At 59.9% G+C, this 16,227-nt stretch carries 20 protein-coding genes; 1 reads left to right on the top strand and 19 read right to left on the bottom strand.

The genetic code is table 11. The features are described from left to right. Positions 1-3: 3 nt before the first annotated feature. The 13 genes from PVA19_RS14440 to PVA19_RS14380 all read right to left on the bottom strand — a co-directional run bounded on the left by PVA19_RS14440 (position 4) and on the right by PVA19_RS14380 (position 12,538). Positions 4-462: a hypothetical protein gene (locus tag PVA19_RS14440; RefSeq protein WP_274103046.1), complete on the bottom strand. Its 459-nt coding sequence runs from the start codon at positions 460-462 to the stop codon at positions 4-6. After that, positions 459-3,074 carry a ubiquitin-activating E1 FCCH domain-containing protein gene (locus PVA19_RS14435; RefSeq protein WP_274103045.1) on the bottom strand — a complete coding sequence of 872 codons (2,616 nt, stop codon included), beginning with the start codon at positions 3,072-3,074 and terminating at the stop codon, positions 459-461. The genes PVA19_RS14440 and PVA19_RS14435 overlap by 4 nt, the downstream gene beginning before the upstream one ends. Positions 3,075-3,078: 4 nt before the next feature. After that, the gene (locus PVA19_RS14430; RefSeq protein ID WP_274103043.1) at positions 3,079-3,660 is read right to left on the bottom strand and encodes a hypothetical protein; all 582 of its coding nucleotides are present in this window, start codon (positions 3,658-3,660) and stop codon (positions 3,079-3,081) included. A 153-nt stretch (positions 3,661-3,813) separates the two neighbouring features. Continuing rightward, on the bottom strand, positions 3,814-4,263 hold the full coding sequence (locus PVA19_RS14425; protein ID WP_274103042.1) for a hypothetical protein: 450 nt from the start codon (positions 4,261-4,263) through the stop codon (positions 3,814-3,816). Continuing rightward, a complete protein-coding gene (locus PVA19_RS14420) occupies positions 4,256-4,699 on the bottom strand; it encodes a Bbp16 family capsid cement protein (RefSeq protein ID WP_112520960.1) in 444 nt (147 codons plus the stop codon). The genes PVA19_RS14425 and PVA19_RS14420 overlap by 8 nt, the downstream gene beginning before the upstream one ends. Positions 4,700-4,725: 26 nt before the next feature. Beyond that, a complete protein-coding gene (locus PVA19_RS14415; protein ID WP_274103041.1) occupies positions 4,726-5,721 on the bottom strand; it encodes a major capsid protein in 996 nt (331 codons plus the stop codon). Positions 5,722-5,724: 3 nt separating this feature from the next. Beyond that, on the bottom strand, positions 5,725-6,435 hold the full coding sequence (locus tag PVA19_RS14410; protein ID WP_274103040.1) for a hypothetical protein: 711 nt from the start codon (positions 6,433-6,435) through the stop codon (positions 5,725-5,727). After that, positions 6,413-6,709, bottom strand: a complete 297-nt coding sequence (locus PVA19_RS14405; RefSeq protein WP_062439578.1) for a hypothetical protein — start codon at positions 6,707-6,709, stop codon at positions 6,413-6,415. The genes PVA19_RS14410 and PVA19_RS14405 overlap by 23 nt, the downstream gene beginning before the upstream one ends. Continuing rightward, entirely contained in the window at positions 6,706-8,421 is a 1,716-nt protein-coding gene (locus PVA19_RS14400; protein WP_274103039.1) for a portal protein, read from the bottom strand. Before PVA19_RS14400 ends, PVA19_RS14405 begins: the two co-directional genes overlap by 4 nt. A 1-nt stretch (position 8,422) precedes the next feature. Next, positions 8,423-8,638, bottom strand: a complete 216-nt coding sequence (locus PVA19_RS14395) for a hypothetical protein (RefSeq protein WP_062439573.1) — start codon at positions 8,636-8,638, stop codon at positions 8,423-8,425. A gap of 331 nt (positions 8,639-8,969) precedes the next feature. Further along, positions 8,970-10,481, bottom strand: coding sequence for a terminase (locus tag PVA19_RS14390; protein ID WP_274103038.1), 1,512 nt, complete (start codon positions 10,479-10,481; stop codon positions 8,970-8,972). 489 nt (positions 10,482-10,970) lie between these two features. After that, positions 10,971-11,516, bottom strand: a complete 546-nt coding sequence (locus tag PVA19_RS14385; RefSeq protein ID WP_274103037.1) for a terminase small subunit — start codon at positions 11,514-11,516, stop codon at positions 10,971-10,973. 119 nt (positions 11,517-11,635) lie between these two features. Next, a complete protein-coding gene (locus tag PVA19_RS14380; RefSeq protein ID WP_274103036.1) occupies positions 11,636-12,538 on the bottom strand; it encodes a hypothetical protein in 903 nt (300 codons plus the stop codon). Positions 12,539-12,987: 449 nt separating this feature from the next. Here PVA19_RS14380 and PVA19_RS14375 point away from each other — a divergent pair, with 449 nt between their 5' ends. Continuing rightward, positions 12,988-13,434, top strand: coding sequence for a hypothetical protein (locus PVA19_RS14375; protein ID WP_112358596.1), 447 nt, complete (start codon positions 12,988-12,990; stop codon positions 13,432-13,434). 204 nt (positions 13,435-13,638) lie between these two features. On the opposite strand, the gene PVA19_RS14370 is transcribed toward PVA19_RS14375, so the two are convergent. From PVA19_RS14370 to PVA19_RS14345, 6 genes are read right to left on the bottom strand one after another with little or no spacing between them, the layout of a single operon-like run. Then, complete coding sequence (locus PVA19_RS14370) at positions 13,639-14,199, bottom strand: hypothetical protein (protein ID WP_274103035.1); 561 nt, start codon at positions 14,197-14,199, stop codon at positions 13,639-13,641. A gap of 21 nt (positions 14,200-14,220) precedes the next feature. Then, a complete protein-coding gene (locus tag PVA19_RS14365) occupies positions 14,221-14,382 on the bottom strand; it encodes a hypothetical protein (protein WP_162723148.1) in 162 nt (53 codons plus the stop codon). Continuing rightward, positions 14,379-14,723, bottom strand: a complete 345-nt coding sequence (locus PVA19_RS14360) for a hypothetical protein (RefSeq protein WP_274103034.1) — start codon at positions 14,721-14,723, stop codon at positions 14,379-14,381. The genes PVA19_RS14365 and PVA19_RS14360 overlap by 4 nt, the downstream gene beginning before the upstream one ends. After that, positions 14,720-15,358, bottom strand: a complete 639-nt coding sequence (locus PVA19_RS14355; RefSeq protein ID WP_274103033.1) for a hypothetical protein — start codon at positions 15,356-15,358, stop codon at positions 14,720-14,722. The genes PVA19_RS14360 and PVA19_RS14355 overlap by 4 nt, the downstream gene beginning before the upstream one ends. Further along, positions 15,351-15,842, bottom strand: coding sequence for a DUF1376 domain-containing protein (locus PVA19_RS14350; protein WP_274103032.1), 492 nt, complete (start codon positions 15,840-15,842; stop codon positions 15,351-15,353). The genes PVA19_RS14355 and PVA19_RS14350 overlap by 8 nt, the downstream gene beginning before the upstream one ends. Beyond that, positions 15,835-16,041: a hypothetical protein gene (locus PVA19_RS14345; RefSeq protein WP_113227624.1), complete on the bottom strand. Its 207-nt coding sequence runs from the start codon at positions 16,039-16,041 to the stop codon at positions 15,835-15,837. Before PVA19_RS14345 ends, PVA19_RS14350 begins: the two co-directional genes overlap by 8 nt. Positions 16,042-16,227: the final 186 nt, after the last annotated feature.

Genomic DNA, 16,227 nt, shown 5'->3' with positions numbered 1-16,227 from the left:
GCCTCAAGCCTTCATCTCAAAAATACGAAAAGGGCGCTGCTCATAGCCAAAAGGCTGCGGATCGGAAAGCGTAAAGCCCAGCCATTGCAGCCACCGTTTGGAAACCGCATTCCGGTCATCAACGACATTCTGCAGCAGCGTGTAGCGCTGCCGCATCTCGGCCACCCAGTGGAGAGAGCCACGCAGAAAATCGCGCGCATGCCGCTCCAGCGCATCGGTGCCCAGCAGCCACGGCGCACCGGTCCGGGCCAGAATATTCGTCGTGCCGCAGCCGAACATCAGCTCCGGCACATCATCAAACAACACGGTATGGGCAAAGTCGGACCGCTCCAGCGAGTGCAAAAGCGCAGAGGCCGGTCCGCGTCCCACGGCGGCGAACACCTCCTCGCGGTCGGCCTCACGCATCCGCGGCGCAATCACATCGACATGGTCGGTGCTCGCCTCGATCACCCGAACCGTCACGCTGCCACCCTGAGATCCGGCATGATGGCCAGAACCGTCATCGGCAGCGGATCGAACTGCTTGATGATCATCGTCCCACCCTTCGTCCAGTCTGCCGTCGGCGTCAGTTCCACATCGCCAGTCGCAAGGCGGATCGCCTCGCTCCAGTTCTCGAACTCACGCTGCTTCAGCTCCACCAGCGCATCCTCGGCAGGCCCGGCCCAGATGCCGCGGGTCTTTTCCACCCTGAGCGTGATATTGGCGATCGCCTTGTTCCTCGCCTGCACCGTGCCAAGCTCGCCCACGTTGCCAAGATCGACATCGAGCGTCCTCAGCTCCGCCTCGTAAGGCAGGCCGACATGCACTTTTGAGGCGGCAATCGGCAGCGTCACCGTGCCATTCGTCACCACCAGATCCCGCACCACATTGCCATCCGCCAGCGCCACCAGCACCTTGCCCTCCAGGTGGTGAAGCCCGCGCATCGTCTTCGTCGGCGCGCCCTCATAGGAAAGCCCGCTATCGACGAAGAACGCATCTTCGGACATCGCAAAGAGGCGAGAATGCATGCGCTCGATGTAACGCTGCGACTTGCCATCCACCGTGCGGCGAATGACGAAATAGACCGCGTCCTCGTCGCCCTCGGCCACCACATTCACCGCCTCGAACTGACCGTCCGTCTCATGCCGCGTCCAGGCCCACACCTCATGCTCGCGCATATAGGTCAGGCTCACGCATTGGCCATTGTCCAGCACCACCCAGACGATCGAATAGGGCGACTGCGCAAAGGCCCAGGACACAACCTGCCGGCCTTCGAACAGATGGCGCGACATGATCGTCAGATCCTGGCCAGTGAAATTGTCGTTGGAAAATTCATAGGAATAGTCGCGAATAACCCCGCCCCGCGCCAGTGCAAACAGCATCACGTCGCCCACCGCAATCGGCTGCAACCAGGATGAGCCACGGTTGCTCTGCTTCTTCACCACCATATTGGTCGGTGTCATGATCTCTTCACCGCTACCGGCCACGTTGAACTCGTTGGCGGTGGTGAAGACCGCCATGCCGCGAGACTCGCTGATCGCGCGGATCTGGTTCTTCTCCTTGGAGCGGATGCGCAAGGTGATGGCGTCGCTTGCCTTCACCGGCGAGGCCGCGCCGAAATTCTCATAATTGGCGGATTGCCCGAGCCAAAGCCCCGCCGGCACATTCGCCGTGCCGCCCATGGCCAGCCGCTGCTCGTAGAAATTCACGCAAGCGGGATAATTGCCGGCACTGTCAAACGGATTGTATCCCTCCTGCGGGCCGCTCGCCAGATCCGGCGTGATGTTCTCGTCGGTAAAGCTCGTCGTCTCCGTCTTGCCCACATAGCCATAGCGGCCATTGTCCAGCCGATAGACCACATAGCTTCCTGCCCCAGGCGTCGCTGTCCAGAACAGCGCATTGCGGTTGCCGCGATAGACCATGTCATTGCGCAGCGTCGCAGGCTCGGAGGGCAGGCTTTCTTCTCCCGTCTCATCGGAGATGGCCGCCACCACATATTTCATCTCCTTGCCGTAGACGATCGCACCCGTCACGCCCGTCGGCACCGGCGGCGCGCCGGTTGCGGAGGCTGAGGGGATGGCCGTTCCATCCCCCTGATACTGCGTCTGGTCGATCTCGATTTCCGCAATCGGCGTTTCGGCCAGAATGCCGGTACTGCCATCGGAACGATAGATGCGATAAAGAGCAGCGCCCGTCGAAGCATTCCAGGTCAGTCGCACCCGGCGCCCGTCCTCATTCTCATATTGAACCCCGACGGTGACGCCGGCAGACGCCGCACTTTCCGCGCCCGATGCACTGACTGCCGACACGCGGTAGCCGATATTGGCAACCGAGCCGGTCTTGCGCTTGAAGTACACGGTCCCCTTCACCCCCGTCGGCTTGGCGATCTGCGGCACGAAGGTCAGCGGCGAAAACAGCCAGTTGGCGTCGCCAAGCCTGGAAAGCTTCATCGGCGGATGTGCCTGATGCGTCAGATACATCACATCGTTCTCCTGGGCAAAAACCACGCGCCGCAACTCGTCCGCCGTATAGGGCGAGGCAATCTCGTAGACGCGCCGCGCCGTGCCGCCACCCGCATAGGCCGGCATGCCGAGGGTGGAGAGAGCGACACCCAGCAGGTCCTCCAGCTGATACGTATTGGCCGTGACATTGCGGATGATGAAATTGCGATTGTTCAGCGCGCTCATGCCGGCCACACCGGACAGGAACACCTCATCGCCATTCGCAAAGCCATGCGCTGCGGACGTCACCACGCCATTTGCGGCAATGGAGATACCAGTGATCGCCCTTGCCGCCTCCAGCACCGGGCTCCCGGCGCGATAGACGCGCATCTTCAGATGGGAGAACTCCAGATTATAGGTCTGGTCCGTCTCCGCATCGAAGATGAAGGGGAGCAGAATGGCAAAGCCCGAACCCCGCGTCCGGCCGATGAATTCCAGCCCGCTGCGGTTGGAAGCACCGCCATGCGGGTGAATGAAAATGTTCTTCGCCACCTTGAGACCGGACCGATATTTATCCACATCGACCCGGGCCCACAGCGCCGGGCTCAACTCGCCGGAGGTAAAAGCCGGCTGCATCACGCGCAAAATCGCCATCGCCTCAACCCCGTGCCGTCATCAGCGTGGAACTGTCGGTCCAGCTCGATCGATTTTCATCCGCATCCGCCTCCTTCGCCGCCTCGAAAGACGAGGCCGCAATCTGGTAGGCATCCTTGCGGGTGGACTGGTCGGAGGTCAGCGAAATGGCGATCTTGGCCGACAGCGCCCAGCTCAACGCCTCTTCGAAAAGCGGCGGATAGCGCGCCGGGTCATCGAACTGCCGCACGAATTCCAGCTTCGCCGGAGACTGATCGCAAAAGATCAGCCCTTCGGTCGCATGATAGGCCACATCGTCTGCATCGCCTGGCAAAAGCACGGCCGGCACGATGCGCAGCGGCTTCAAACAATTCTGCGGCCGCGCATAGGCATGGCGCCAGCGCTCAGGGCGCGGATTGGCAACCTCCGCCAGATCGACCATGGTCTTGGCAAATTCCCATTCATAGGATTGCAGCAACCGGTCGCGCGTCAGCGCATAGTGAAGCTTGCAGGTGCGCGCCTCGGTCGATGGCTCGTCTATGTCGGAAATGGTCTTCTTGCCGATATTGGACAGCGCAATGTTGCAGATGCTGGTAACGGATGACATTCGCTTCTCCAAAATAGAAAACCCGACTCTGGATTGAGCCGGGTTCAGGATGCGGTATGCAGCACTCACTTTGGGTCATCCTCGGGCTTGACCCGAGGACCCATCTTTCAAGGGCTTACGGAGGCAGGCCAGTCCTTCAACTGACCGCGACCATCACCCCTGGCTCACCTTGTCCTCAAGTGCCGCGATAATCTCCGCCTTGGTCGAAGGCGTCGCCTCGCCCAGAAGCTTGCGCGCCGCCGCCTTGAAGGTCATGAACTCGACGCCCGGATCGCTCGCCATCTTCACCACATCCGCCGCGGTCTTCTCGGCAGAAGGAACGGGCGCATTGCGCATCAGCCGCTCGATCTCGGCATTCTTTTCGGCAATCTCGGCGCGCAGAGCCTCGATCTCGACATTGTCGACACGGGACGCCTCGGTCCCGTGGCGCTGTGCTTCCGCCCGTTTGCGCGCCGCCGCCTGACGCGCCAGCGCTTCTTCCGGCGAAATCTCGGTCATCCAGAAAGCGGAGAAATGGTTCTCGGTCGCAATCTCGAAAACCTCGCCCTCTTCGCGAAAATGCCCGTAGACACCGGCGCGGGTCGCCATCACGGTCTTAGTCATAATTATTGTCCTCCGAGGCGGCCACCACACCGGCGGTGATCCTGCCCGCCGTCAGCGGACCGGTGGCGACCGTATAGGCAAGACGGGCAAAGCGCTCGTCGGCACCGCGCGGAAAGAACTCCAGCGGAAACACATAGCCGGCCACGAGGGCCGCCTTGGGGATCGCGCCGGAGGTCCAGGCCACACGCGGCGAAGAGAATGCCTCATTGTCGTCGGTCTGCAGATCGACGGTCAGCGTCGCCGCACCGGCGGCAAGCGCCGTCTCCACCATCTGCAGGCGAAGATCGACCTTCTTGCCGCGGCCAAGATCCTTGCGGATCGCAGCAGCTGCACCCACGGGTTTGCCCGATGCGCCGAAGTCGATGACATTGGTGGATACGGTCGAGGCGGTGATCGCCTGCGCATCCGAGAAGAGATTCTGTGCGTCAAAAATCATGGAGTGTCACCTGTTCCAGACCGTCCTCAGACGATCTGCCCTTCTGTTTCGAGAATATTGTCGTCGCGGCGGATCGGATGCCCAAGGAAGGAGACGATCGGCTTGCCCTGGCTCTGGTCGAGCGTCAGGTTCACATTGGTGCGGTTCATTGCCTGCTTGTGCAGGAAGGTCTGCACCGTCTTGCTGGCATAGATCACCGTCTTGCCGTTCGGCTGGTTCGGGTTCTGCAACGCGTAATAACCGTCGATCATCAGGTTGATGAGATCGGCACCGCCGGCTGTCGGGTTGGCGCGCAGATCGGAAATATCGATATTGGCAATACGCGCCACACCGCGCCAGTCGCGCACCGAAAGGCCGATATCCTGCTGGAACTTCTCGCGGTACACATCATAGAGAGAGCCGTCGGGCAGTTCCTTGGTGGTCTTGCCCTTGTCCTCGCGCTGCAGGCCGGCCTTCGATCCTTCCGGATAAAGCAGGTGAACGGAATCCTCACCCCAGGTCACGAACCAGATGGAGGTGTTGTCCGAGCCCGTACCACCGGCGTCAACGATCTGGCGGCCATTGGCGGCGGATTTGGAATTGAAGCGGGCATGCAGGCCGGTAAAACGCTCCGGGTTCACGTCGATATCGCCGTAATAGACGGTGGAGCCCAGCATGTTCGCCATGCCCGCAATATGGGCCTTGGCTTCATTGAGACGAAAGCGCGCCGGGTTCTTGGCGATTTCGACCAGCTTGGCGTCGACTTCGGACCAGTCTTCCAGCATGCCGGTCGCGTCCTTCACCTGCGCCGTCGTGCCCTTGGTCGGCAAAACGCCCTTGTAGAGCTTGCGCCAGGTGGGAATGGGAAGGCCGGTGCGCACCGTCGTCAGATGCGACGAGCCCATGTTGCATTCGAAGATCGGCGCGTCTTCATACATCGCGTTGAACTGCACCAGCATGTCGATGATGGTGGAAATGTCGTCGCCCCAGCCCTGTTTCTTCAGGTCGGAAAGGGTGGGATACATATTGCCGATAGTGGCCATGTGTTAACCTCGTGTCGTTGATGTTGTCGCTCCATACATCGCCTGTTCGGGCGAGGTCGGAGGGGCTGCTGCGGTTTCCGACGATGCGGGCTTGTCATCACTGAGAGCGTTGCCGACACGGGCCAATAGCCGGAAAAGTCCGGGATGGTTGCCAATCCCGATTTCGACGAGATCGCGGCGGAGAGCATCGTCTCCGAACGTCGCGATCACGCGGTTTGCGTTGTTGAGGCTGGTCGAAAGATTGTCGCCGCCAAAGTCCCGGTCGGCGCGGATTTCCTGCTGCCAGTCGGAGGTAATCTTCTGGTGGCGCTCGCTCAGCGCGTCATATTCAAGCTTGCGCTGCTCGGCGATCACGCCGGCCAGACGGCTCGCCTGGCCATTCGTCAGGCCAAGCTCCTTCATCACCGGAGAGGCGCGGTCCAAGAGCGCCCGGTCGAGTTCGATGCCGCAATCGAGCTTGATGTCGTATTCGCCATTTTCAGGCACCAGATCGGCGGCATCGCCAGGCTCGGGAGAAAGGTTCCCACCCTCCCCTTCGCCACCCTCTCGCCCGGCCCCATTCTGGCCGGCGACAAGCGGCTCTGCCGCCCCGTTCAGAAGCGGCGCATCGTCATTGGCGTTGGCATTGTCGCTGCCGCCGCTATCCGGGCTCACGCCCCAATCGGTATGGCCTTCCGGCGCAAAGGTGGCACTATTCATCCACTGTCTCAGCATGCTCTTCCCTCTTGCGCTTTTCCGCGCGTCTGTGGGCCTCGATCATCATCTCGGCATAGGCGGTGGGTTTGATCTGGTTCAGCTGGTCGATGATGGTGACGCCGATGATGCGCCGGCCGATGTGAATGCCGGTCTCGCCATTCACCACATGCGGCGCGCCATAGACGTTGCACTGGCAAAGCACCCACCAGAGAAATTCGCGCGCACGCGGCTCCGCCAGCACGAACTCGGTTGCGAGATCGAGCGCCTGTTCCTGCATTGTTTTGGCTGTCATCCGGCAATTCCAAGCTTGCGCAGCAGTTCCACCGGCCCGCCATGATCGTCGGTGGCGGAAAGCGCCTGTGCGGCTTGCGCACCATCGCGCAGTGCAGGCGCCAGCTTGGCGGCGGCTTCCGTCGCCTGCGCCGCCTGTTGCTGTTGCATCCGCTCGTCGCGGATCGCCTTCACCTTGTCGTCGGAGCGCACGATGGTGGACACCACACCGATCGCATCGCCATATTCGTCGATCGCCTGGTCGACATCGAGCTTGTCCACCGCGTCAGGTCGCGCACCGGCAAGATTGCCGACGAAACTCACCATGCGCTCGATAGAGCCGGTCGAAACCGCAAGCTGCGCCTGGTAGAGCGTCGAGATATTGTCAACATTCAGCTCCTCGCCCTGCAGATCCTGCGGCGCCTCCGGCAACTCGTCGTCATCGTCCAGCTGGTAGAACACCCAGTCCGCCAAGGGCTGGATCAGTTCGTGATGCTGTCGCTCCACCGTCGGCCCCAGCTGCTGAAGCTGCTCTTCCTTGCGCTGCGTCAGCTCGAACTGGTTGCGCGGCTGCACCCCTTCCATCGTGCTGATCGCCATGAAGAGATCGGCGTAAAAGGCCCGGTCCACCCGACGCTTGGCCTCATCGATATCGGCGGCGAGATCGCCCAGCGGCACATTGACCTCGAAGGCACGGCGATAGGCGGCCGTGCCAACACTCTGCTCGTCGACGAAAGTCACGGTGCCGGGCAGCGAGGAATTGCGCTTGTTGCGAAGCGAGGTCGGCGCCACCAGTGGTGGGCGCACCTGATGCTCGATGCCCATGCCCTTCCAGCGCTGCTCGGTCTGCAGCATCTTCACATCCGGCAGTGCATCCATGCCGGGGCATGTGGCGGCATAGACATCTTCGCCCACCACATCCCAACGCGGCGCAATCAGCGGATTGCGGTCGAAGCCGCTCACTTCCAGCATCTTGTCGCGGTCCTGGCCTGCTTCCCAATAGTTGGACATGAAGGGCTTGTTGGCCTTCGTCGGGCGTGCGGGATCGCGGGCGGAACGCGGCTCGATGGCGTTAAACACCTCCACCACCTCGTCGTAATTGCCCCGGTCCCACAGGTTCTTGATGGTGGAGGACACGTTCGACCAGTCCATATCGCGGGAATTGGGCTTTGCCACCCAGCGCCCGACAATCTGCTCCACCGTCATCCACACGCGGCGATAACAGGTATCGACCCGCATGCCATACTGGCTCTGCGCCAGCCAATATTGCCCGACCGGCGGCAAGATGCCGTGCAGGCGCCGCCCGGCGCGCGTCAGGATCAGGCAGAATTGCCCGAACAGAAGCTCGTCGCCATAACCGGAATGAAGACAATTATATATATTCGAGACGGCCAGCCGCTCACGCGCCCGGCGTGTCGCCTCATAAAGATAGTCTTTGACAGGCCCGAACTCACGCAGATCCTTGTCGGTAATGCTGTAGCGCATCCAGGGCCGCGTGGGAGACGTCAGCCCCGCCTGCATGCCCGATTGCGCCACGCGGTGGGCAAGCTTCGGCGAGTTGTCGATGATCTTCTTGTTGCCGTTGATCCCCTTCGGGTCACGGGCATCCCCCTTGCGGTAGCGGCCGGGAACGATGAAATCGTTCAGCTCCTGCCACTGCGCCTCATAGGGGTTGCGCTCCTTCTGCAACGCCTTCAGGCGCCGCTCATGCCGTTCGCGGATCGTATCGGCCATATCAGCCTCCCAATAGGTTTTTCTTGCCGCTCGTATCCAGCGCGCCCACGCCCTGAACCCCGGTCAACATCGTCGACGTCGCCGCCCGCAACCGATCCCGCGTGCGGCGCCCGGCCCCATTCACCGTTTGGGTATCCGGCTCGCGCTGCGCCGCATACTCGATCGGCAACTTCGGATCCTCCGGCTTCGCCACCTTGGGAGACTTGAAAACACACATCGCAAAACCTCGAATTGAAGACAGACAGAGCCAGCCCGCGCTTCGGGCCGTTCGGCTTAAATTTCATGGAAACAATGAGTTGGGTAGAAGAACCCCCCTCTGCCCTGCCGGGCGTCTCCCCCTCAAGTGGGGAGATCGGAGTGTTGCACCGTCTTGGCCCAAACTACGGTCAGATGTGACACGCGAAGAGCGCCTTTTGCCGATCTCCACCCTTGAGGGGGAGATGCCCGGCAGGGCAGAGGGGGGTGAACGGCAGATCCAGAACGTAAAAGGGGTCGCCTCCATCATTCCTACCGCCGGACATCACAGCGCATCAGATGGCGCACACCCCTCACCCAAACGGATTATACCCATCCCCACCATCACCATACCCGGTCTCCCGGCTATGATTATACCGCTCATCCCCTCGCCCCTTAGGCACGACAGGCCGGGCAAAGGTCAGTCCAAGCGCATCCGCACGGTTGGGAGAAGGAAGCCCCCGCGCCTTCATGTCTTCCTTGCTCTCGATCTGCAGCTTGCCATCCACGCGGGCCACAAGCTCTGGCCCGATCAGGTCGTGGTAGAGAATGTCGTCGCGCGCATCGAGCGCACCGCCCTGTTTCAGCCAGTCGCGCATGCCCTTCCACATTTCGGCACGCTTGTTGAGACAGCCGCGATCGATGCTCTTTTCGGCAAAGCTCACGAGCTGCCATGTGCGCCCCAGCGTCACGCCGGCGGAATAGATGCCGGTGCCATGGCCAAGATCGATGAACACCGCATCGGCCTGCAACTCATCCTCGAAGCGCGCCACATGGTTCGCCACCAGAATGTCGTTGTCGTTCTTCGGCATGGTCATCAAAAGCCGGGCATAAAGCCCCTGGCGCAGATAGATCACCAGCTCGTCGTCACCGGTCCAGGCCGGATCGACGCCGATGATCTTCGGCGCAAAATCATATTGCTCCTTGCGCAGATGCACCTTCTGGGCAGCGTCCACATCCTCGGTGGAGATGAACTGCTTTGCCGATGTCGATGGAAACATGCCGCGCACTCGCACTTTGACGAAATCGCTGTCCTCGCCGTAGTCGCTGACCCATTCGGCAAGTTTCTTCTTGTTGGTGCCGGGCACCGTGCGGCTGTCGATCTGCCGCCTGATCCAGCGCCGGCGATGCCGACGAAAACACTCGCGAAACCGCCCGGTATTCTGCGTCGGATTGCCGAACACGATCCAGATGATGATGGTGTTTTCGTCGGTCAGCGCGCCTTCGGCCACTTCCCAGACACTGTCGGTAATCTTCGACGCCTCGTCGAACATCAGCACAATGATGCGGTCCTTGTTGTGCAGACCGGCAAAAGCCTCGGTATTGTTGGCAGACCAGGCGACGAAATCCAGCCGCCAGAGATCCGCATGTCCCCGATCGCGAGACTTGATCGACATGGCCTGCGTCTCGAACCAGTGGCTGGTGATCGAGGAGCGGAACCACTTGCCCACTTCCGGTGATGTCTTGGTGCGCAGCTGCGTCTCGGTATTGGCGGTCACGACGATCTTGCAATCGGCAAAACAGGACATGGCCCAATTGGCCATCATCCCCATCTGCGCCGATTTGCCGATCCCGTGGCCGCTCGCCACCGCAATCTGCAAAGGCTGGTAGCGGTTCTCGCTGTTCAGATGCTGACGGATCTCATCATTGATATCCGCCTGCCAATCCCGCGGCCCCGCGATTCCGTCAAGCTCGCCCTCACCCCAATCCCACGCAAACCGCGCCCAGCCTTGCGGATCATACTGAAACCGAGCCGCCGCCTCGATAATCTCCGCATCGAGATCGGTATCCACACGGCCCTTGCTCCCCTGCTTGGCATTGCCCATGAACGATCTCCCGGCAAAGCCTGCACTGTCTGGAATTGAATGTCGTAATCGGCGCGCACTCGCCCGATTGAAGCGAGTCACGATCTTTCAGATCAAACGGCCCAAATAATCCGCTACAGCATCGCATAGATTCAAAAACGGCAAAGCGTCCTTTGTGCGTCCAATAGGACGCCCGGCGGTTTAGCTGGATACACAGTCATTCAGCCGGACACTCTGTCACTTATCACTTCCGCACGACGTTGCGATGAGGTCAAACCACTCCTCCTCCGTCATCCTCGGGCTCGACCCGAGGATCCATGAGCCGCACTCTTAAGCGCGTGAAAAGATGGATCCTCGCCTCAAGGGCGAGGATGGCTCCGTTTTCCGCCTTTGACCAAAGGGCTGTCGTTCCCAGTTCCGACCTGGCGTCACGGCGCCAGAAAATCAGATGCATCACGTATCGAAGTCACACACGAAGCAGCTTGAAGTATCCTCCCCGCCAACACCCCGTCAGCCCAGAACCCGCGCCTTGGCCCGCGCCAACCGCTCGGCGAGCGACCCGCTGACCTCGACCTCGACTTTCTCTCGAAACGCCTGCACATCGATATGCTTGCCGATCAGCTCCAGCCGCTTGATCCGGTCGCTGAGCTTCACCTGCGACACCCGCCCGATCGCCTCACGGCTCTCGCCGCGCCCTTCGAACAATTCCTTGACCTCAACCGCCGCAACCAGCCCCTGCCGCCAGATCAACGGCCACTGATCGACCGGCTTCAGCCCGCCATTCTCATCATAAAGATCGGCAATATCAGCCAGCGCCTCTTCGGCCAGCCGCGACAGCAACCAGTCCGCGTGAATCTGCGTGCGCTTCGAGCGCTCGAGCTTCGCCTTGTCGATCGCAGCCCTGATCTCGGCATTCTGCAACAGCTTCCAAGCTCCTTTGTCGGAAAACGAACGGCTATACCCCGCCCGGATTGCAGCGTGGGCGGCGTTCAGATCGACCAGGTACTCCTCAACGAAAAGGCGTTGCCTTGGATTTAATGGCCGTGGTGTTTTCATAGGAGGTTATTCCGTGCACGGAAGTGGCGCATCGTCTGTCGAGCCATGAGTAGCGGATCTTGGATCGCGACTAATAAATCGCTGTGTATTCAGCCACGAGAATACTAGGATGCGTCCGCTTAAGACTTCAGCCGGACAACATGTATTTCTGATGGTGTGAAGCCCAGGCCGATCCTCCGGGATTTCAGGATAATATCAGCTGTGATTTCGTCGTTGTCCCATATCATATCTGGGGTCACGCCATCGACTAACTTCATAGGCAACCGTTTGGGATGGATACCGACGGGAATTGCTGCCCACCCGCTGGTTTCCCGATCTAAATCCTTCTGATGGATTTGCAAAACCACACCGTAGTACTTTTTTGTCTTCTCCACCTTGCTGGCTTCTTCATACACATAATTCGCTTCAGTATCCTCGACAAACTGCGGTTCAATCCGCCGATTGCCCACCAAGATAGGAGCGTTCCCTTGATCCTTGCTTGGTTTAAAGAATTTGACAGACGCATCAGCCAGTTGCTTCACCCGACCCTTTTTCCCGTATCGCTTATCGAGAATTTTTTTGACGTCGTCTGGAGACTTCCCAGTCTCCGCCGCAACGTCAGCTATAAGACTGGCTTTCCATTGCTTGGTAAGAGAAGCGTCGTTTTCCGGTGAAACCAACTCTTTTATGTAGTCCACCCCGTAAACGACAGCCACCAAGACCAAAACGGTCAGGAGCGTGTGAGTGCTTTCAGGCACCTCAATCCCCAAGAACTCATTAATTATAGCGGGGACGCCTTTCTCAAGCTCTTCTTGAAAAGCCGCAAAGATAGCAACGAGCAGCAATTCTCTAAGACTACCATGAGAAATTTCTTGGACACGAACGTCCACCTTTTGAATTGAAAGGCCCGGGATAAATGTCTCAAGATTTTGAGCAGCTTCCTCCAGGAGAAGCTGCAACGACAAAAGACTATCGACTATTTCAGGTATCGGGACCGAATGCTCGGTTTTGTATTCTATCTTGAAAGGTATTGAGATCTGCATACTTGCCCCCCTGGGCAAACATGGAATCAATCAATACGAGAGTCGAGCTTTTTTTACTCGCTAAAAAAACCCTGTACTTTAAGCGGTAGCTCCGCGTGCGGACAGAGCGAGAAGGGTTCCAGAGCAACCCAAGTAAGCTTCCATGAACCTGAAGCCAAAAACGCAAAAAGCGACCCAAAGGCCGCTCCCAAATACAATTCTTCGAATATGAAGACATGTCACTTATCGCTGTTTCGGGAAGAAAAGTCAAACGATAAAATCGCTCCGGGCAAAAAAATATAAAAGCCAATTTTCGTCCTGTCCTGCCCGCCATTGGCGGTCCTTGATCAAAGGCCCGAAGAGCGAAGCGACTTGTTCAATCGCGCGAAGAGCCGCCCGCACGCCGCGCCGCTTTGGCCCGGTTGACAGAGTATTTCTACTAATGCGACCTTGGGGCGCGGGGGGATACCATGACGACACTCAGGGTCTATGACCTCAACCAACACGTTCTTGCCCTTGATCTCAGAGACTTGCTGCGGCTCTTAGCACCCCGTTCTTTGGAAGGACGCTGGGTCGTCTCGACAGTCAAGTCGTCCATATCGGGGCACGAGTGGTTTGAGGCTACCGGTGAAGGGGGCGAACAGCTTGAGCGTTTGGCGCAGGACGATGTCCAGCTTTCGGGCTTTGATTTGGCCGCCTTAGCTGAGAAGACCCTGCAAGTTATCTGGGGAGAGTTTGTCGGCTTGGAACCCACCCGTTCAGACAAACGGTGGGTGATCATCCGGGCCGTCGACAGCACTTTCTATGAGATCGATTCGGATGATGAGGCGGTGCTGAACAAGATCAGCTCGACCTATAAAGATGTCCGAACTGCGGAGGCTCCGATTGAGTCGTGGCCCTTGGTCAGCGATGAATGATCGCAGCCAGTCGCGAAGGCAGCGTGAGCCAGTAAGGCCACGGACGACCTCGCCGTGGTCAAAACTCCGCCGCCATTATGGTCGGGCTTGACCCGACCATCCCTCTATCACTTACGCCATGAAGTTTCAGGCCTAATCCAGGAGCATAAGGTCTGCAAATATCGCGGCGGCGTACCCGCCGCGAACGCCGAGTCTCCCCCGCCGTCACACCCCAAAAAACCGCGCCAACACATTGCACACCACGCGCAAGTCCCCCAGCATATGGTGCTGCCGCTCGCCCTTGATCACGCAGAAATCCAGCGCTGCCCAAAGGTTCTGGCGAAGCTCGTTCTGTGCGGTCTGGATGGTCTTGCGGCATCCGTCATAGCGGGCAATCACCGCCTTGCACCATTTCTCGTAATCCTCGCTGATCGTCTGGGAAGGCGTGCTGCGCTCGCTTTTGTCGCGCTCGCCATCCGGCGCCTTGATCGCCATCATATAGGATTGGCGCAGTTCCAGAAACCGCACCGCGCCCTCATACTGGTCGTCGCTTAGGCCATCGCGTTTGCCGAGCATGTTCAGCGTGCCGATATAGGTTGCGGCCCGCGGATCACGCGCTTCTTCGACCGTCACGCCTATGCGGCTTGCTCGCGCCTTCAGCGCCACGCTGTCTGCCGGCGCGTGGGCGCGGCCGGATCTTGAGATGCGCCCATTCGGCTCGCGCGCCACATTGATCACCTTGCGCCGTCCGCGCTTCTGCTTCAGTTTTTCGGCCTTGCTGGTCATGATGCTTGTCCTTTTCCGTTGTTAATCGCGCGCCAGGATGCGCTTGATGTCGTCCATGCAGGCCGATGCACCGCGGCCTTGCTGATACTGGTCGAGAATGCGGTGGATCGCCGTTTCCCGCTTCTTGCGTTCCGATGCCGCCGCCTTTGCCTGGTGGATTGCCTCTGGAATTGTGCCGGTCACGCCCCGCCCTCCAAATCTTGTGCCTTCGCCTTTCGGTAGAGATGCAGAATGGAGGTGTGGTCGCGGCGCATGAAGCGGGCGATCTGCGGGTAGGTCTTGCCCAGCGCATCGCGAAAATGCACCACCATCTCCATCCGGATCCTGACCAGCCAGCGCGCCCGCACATCGCTGCGCACCAGATGCAGCGTAGCCTCGGGATATTTCTGAAGAAGGTGACGCGCCGCATCCGCCATGCTGTCACGCGCGCGGTATTCCAGCGGGCTGACAAGCCGCATGAAGCCGTCCACGCGGTTGGTCTGGATCAGGGTGAGATTCAGCTGTGTCTGAGGATAGAGGCTCATCGTCTGTCGTCCTTGCCGATACGTGTCTTTGAAATTTTCGATGGGTGCTGCGGCGTCTTCTTCATCGCATCCAGTGTCGCCTGCACCTGCGGGTCGAGAGACCCATGCAGGAACCCGACGCTCACCGGCGCCCCTGCGCGCGCCTCCGCCACAATCGCCCTCACCCGCGCTTTCACCGCGGGATCAGCCCGCTCGATGGCAATCATTGCCCGCCGCTTCTCATCCGCCGCACGGTCGAACAGTCGCGAGGCTTCGATGCGCAGCGCACAGCGTTCGGCGTGAAAAGGCGCGATGATGGCTCTGGCCTGCTTGCCGAACTCCGCACAGGTCGGCACGAACTGGCCGGTGTGGTTGGCAACGCGCCCGGCAATGAAATCATTGGCCGCCTCGCACACCGCCCATTCCGGCAGATCGGCGCAGACACCGCGAAACTCGCGGCCAAACGCCGCCACATCCACGCCCGGCTGCGGACGAAACTGGCCGATCAGCCGAAGCGCCGTATCGCGAATGGTCTCCGGCGCGGCGGGCGCAAGCAGCCGGTCGATCTCCTGCACCCGTAGGGCAATCTGCCGCGCACGCTCACGATACCGCTCCGGCAGCCGGTCGAACTGATCCTTGGCAATGAGGTCAAACATCCTGAAACGCCTCCATCAACAAATCGCGGGATGATTTTTTCGGCGCGCGAGCGCGTCTGGAAAAATCGCCAGATTTTTCTTCTATGGGTGTGACTCTGGAAGCAGAGCCTTCGCTGTGCGACCGCAATGCCTTCGCATCGCTGTTTTTCTCGCCTTTCCAGCGGGTTACGGCGCTATCTCTGGCTTTCGCCTTGCGCTCCATGGCCTTTTCGCGCTCGATCCGCAGCCGCTTCTGCACCCATTTCTTCCGCCGCTTGTCGAGCTTCCAGAATGCCATCACCACCGGCTTCATCGCCCGCCATCTGGCCGGAGAAACCTTGGCCTGCAGCGCCAGAAGTTCATCATCGTCGGCCAGCGAACAATCGGGGGAGCGCCACGCCTGGAAGAGCAGCAGCAGATAGGCGCCATGCTGCTCGGTGGTCAGATGCACCGTGTCGGCCAGATAGGCATCGGTCCAGAACGGCATGAAAGGCAGGTTAGCCATTGGCATTCTCCGCGCGCATCGGCGGCGTGCCCCAAGCATCCTTGGCCGGGTGATACTTGATCACCGCCACATTCGCCGCCCGGCTTTCTTCGCGAAGCCGTGCAAGCTCGTTGTAAACATCCGCTTCCGTGCGCCCCAGAATGTAGGCGATCTCGGCCGTGTCATAGCCGGAGCGAAAAAGTGTCAGTGCCTTGCTCATGCGTGTTCCCGCTTCCTCGCCATCAGGCGGCAAAGTTCGCCTGTCGTCTGAACCGCAGGCGCAGACTTAGGGCGCGTGGTATTGGCAATGGTGATATCGGCCGCACCTTCAGGGTACGGCTGAGAGTTTTCGGGCCAAAAGGCCGGCGTCCCCGCGCAGGATCTTCCCGACAAGCGCCTCGAACCG

Origin of the sequence: Agrobacterium sp. CNPSo 3708 (assembly GCF_028674915.1) — a bacterium.
Classification (GTDB): domain Bacteria; phylum Pseudomonadota; class Alphaproteobacteria; order Rhizobiales; family Rhizobiaceae; genus Agrobacterium; species Agrobacterium cavarae.
This window is presented reverse-complemented; position numbering and strand designations above follow the sequence as displayed.

Excerpts from the sequence above, each read along its gene's own strand:
- PVA19_RS14420 (WP_112520960.1), bottom strand. The coding sequence starts at position 4,699 with ATGATTTTTGACGCACAGAATCTCTTCTCGGATGCGCAGGCGATCACC.
- PVA19_RS14410 (WP_274103040.1), bottom strand. The coding sequence starts at position 6,435 with ATGCTGAGACAGTGGATGAATAGTGCCACCTTTGCGCCGGAAGGCCAT.
- PVA19_RS14400 (WP_274103039.1), bottom strand. The coding sequence starts at position 8,421 with ATGGCCGATACGATCCGCGAACGGCATGAGCGGCGCCTGAAGGCGTTG.
- PVA19_RS14435 (WP_274103045.1), bottom strand. The coding sequence starts at position 3,074 with ATGGCGATTTTGCGCGTGATGCAGCCGGCTTTTACCTCCGGCGAGTTG.
- PVA19_RS14425 (WP_274103042.1), bottom strand. The coding sequence starts at position 4,263 with ATGACTAAGACCGTGATGGCGACCCGCGCCGGTGTCTACGGGCATTTT.
- PVA19_RS14390 (WP_274103038.1), bottom strand. The coding sequence starts at position 10,481 with ATGGGCAATGCCAAGCAGGGGAGCAAGGGCCGTGTGGATACCGATCTC.
- PVA19_RS14380 (WP_274103036.1), bottom strand. The coding sequence starts at position 12,538 with ATGCAGATCTCAATACCTTTCAAGATAGAATACAAAACCGAGCATTCG.
- PVA19_RS14405 (WP_062439578.1), bottom strand. The coding sequence starts at position 6,709 with ATGACAGCCAAAACAATGCAGGAACAGGCGCTCGATCTCGCAACCGAG.
- PVA19_RS14370 (WP_274103035.1), bottom strand. The coding sequence starts at position 14,199 with ATGACCAGCAAGGCCGAAAAACTGAAGCAGAAGCGCGGACGGCGCAAG.
- PVA19_RS14385 (WP_274103037.1), bottom strand. The coding sequence starts at position 11,516 with ATGAAAACACCACGGCCATTAAATCCAAGGCAACGCCTTTTCGTTGAG.
- PVA19_RS14430 (WP_274103043.1), bottom strand. The coding sequence starts at position 3,660 with ATGTCATCCGTTACCAGCATCTGCAACATTGCGCTGTCCAATATCGGC.
- PVA19_RS14355 (WP_274103033.1), bottom strand. The coding sequence starts at position 15,358 with ATGTTTGACCTCATTGCCAAGGATCAGTTCGACCGGCTGCCGGAGCGG.
- PVA19_RS14350 (WP_274103032.1), bottom strand. The coding sequence starts at position 15,842 with ATGGCTAACCTGCCTTTCATGCCGTTCTGGACCGATGCCTATCTGGCC.
- PVA19_RS14345 (WP_113227624.1), bottom strand. The coding sequence starts at position 16,041 with ATGAGCAAGGCACTGACACTTTTTCGCTCCGGCTATGACACGGCCGAG.
- PVA19_RS14395 (WP_062439573.1), bottom strand. The coding sequence starts at position 8,638 with ATGTGTGTTTTCAAGTCTCCCAAGGTGGCGAAGCCGGAGGATCCGAAG.
- PVA19_RS14360 (WP_274103034.1), bottom strand. The coding sequence starts at position 14,723 with ATGAGCCTCTATCCTCAGACACAGCTGAATCTCACCCTGATCCAGACC.
- PVA19_RS14375 (WP_112358596.1), top strand. The coding sequence starts at position 12,988 with ATGACGACACTCAGGGTCTATGACCTCAACCAACACGTTCTTGCCCTT.
- PVA19_RS14415 (WP_274103041.1), bottom strand. The coding sequence starts at position 5,721 with ATGGCCACTATCGGCAATATGTATCCCACCCTTTCCGACCTGAAGAAA.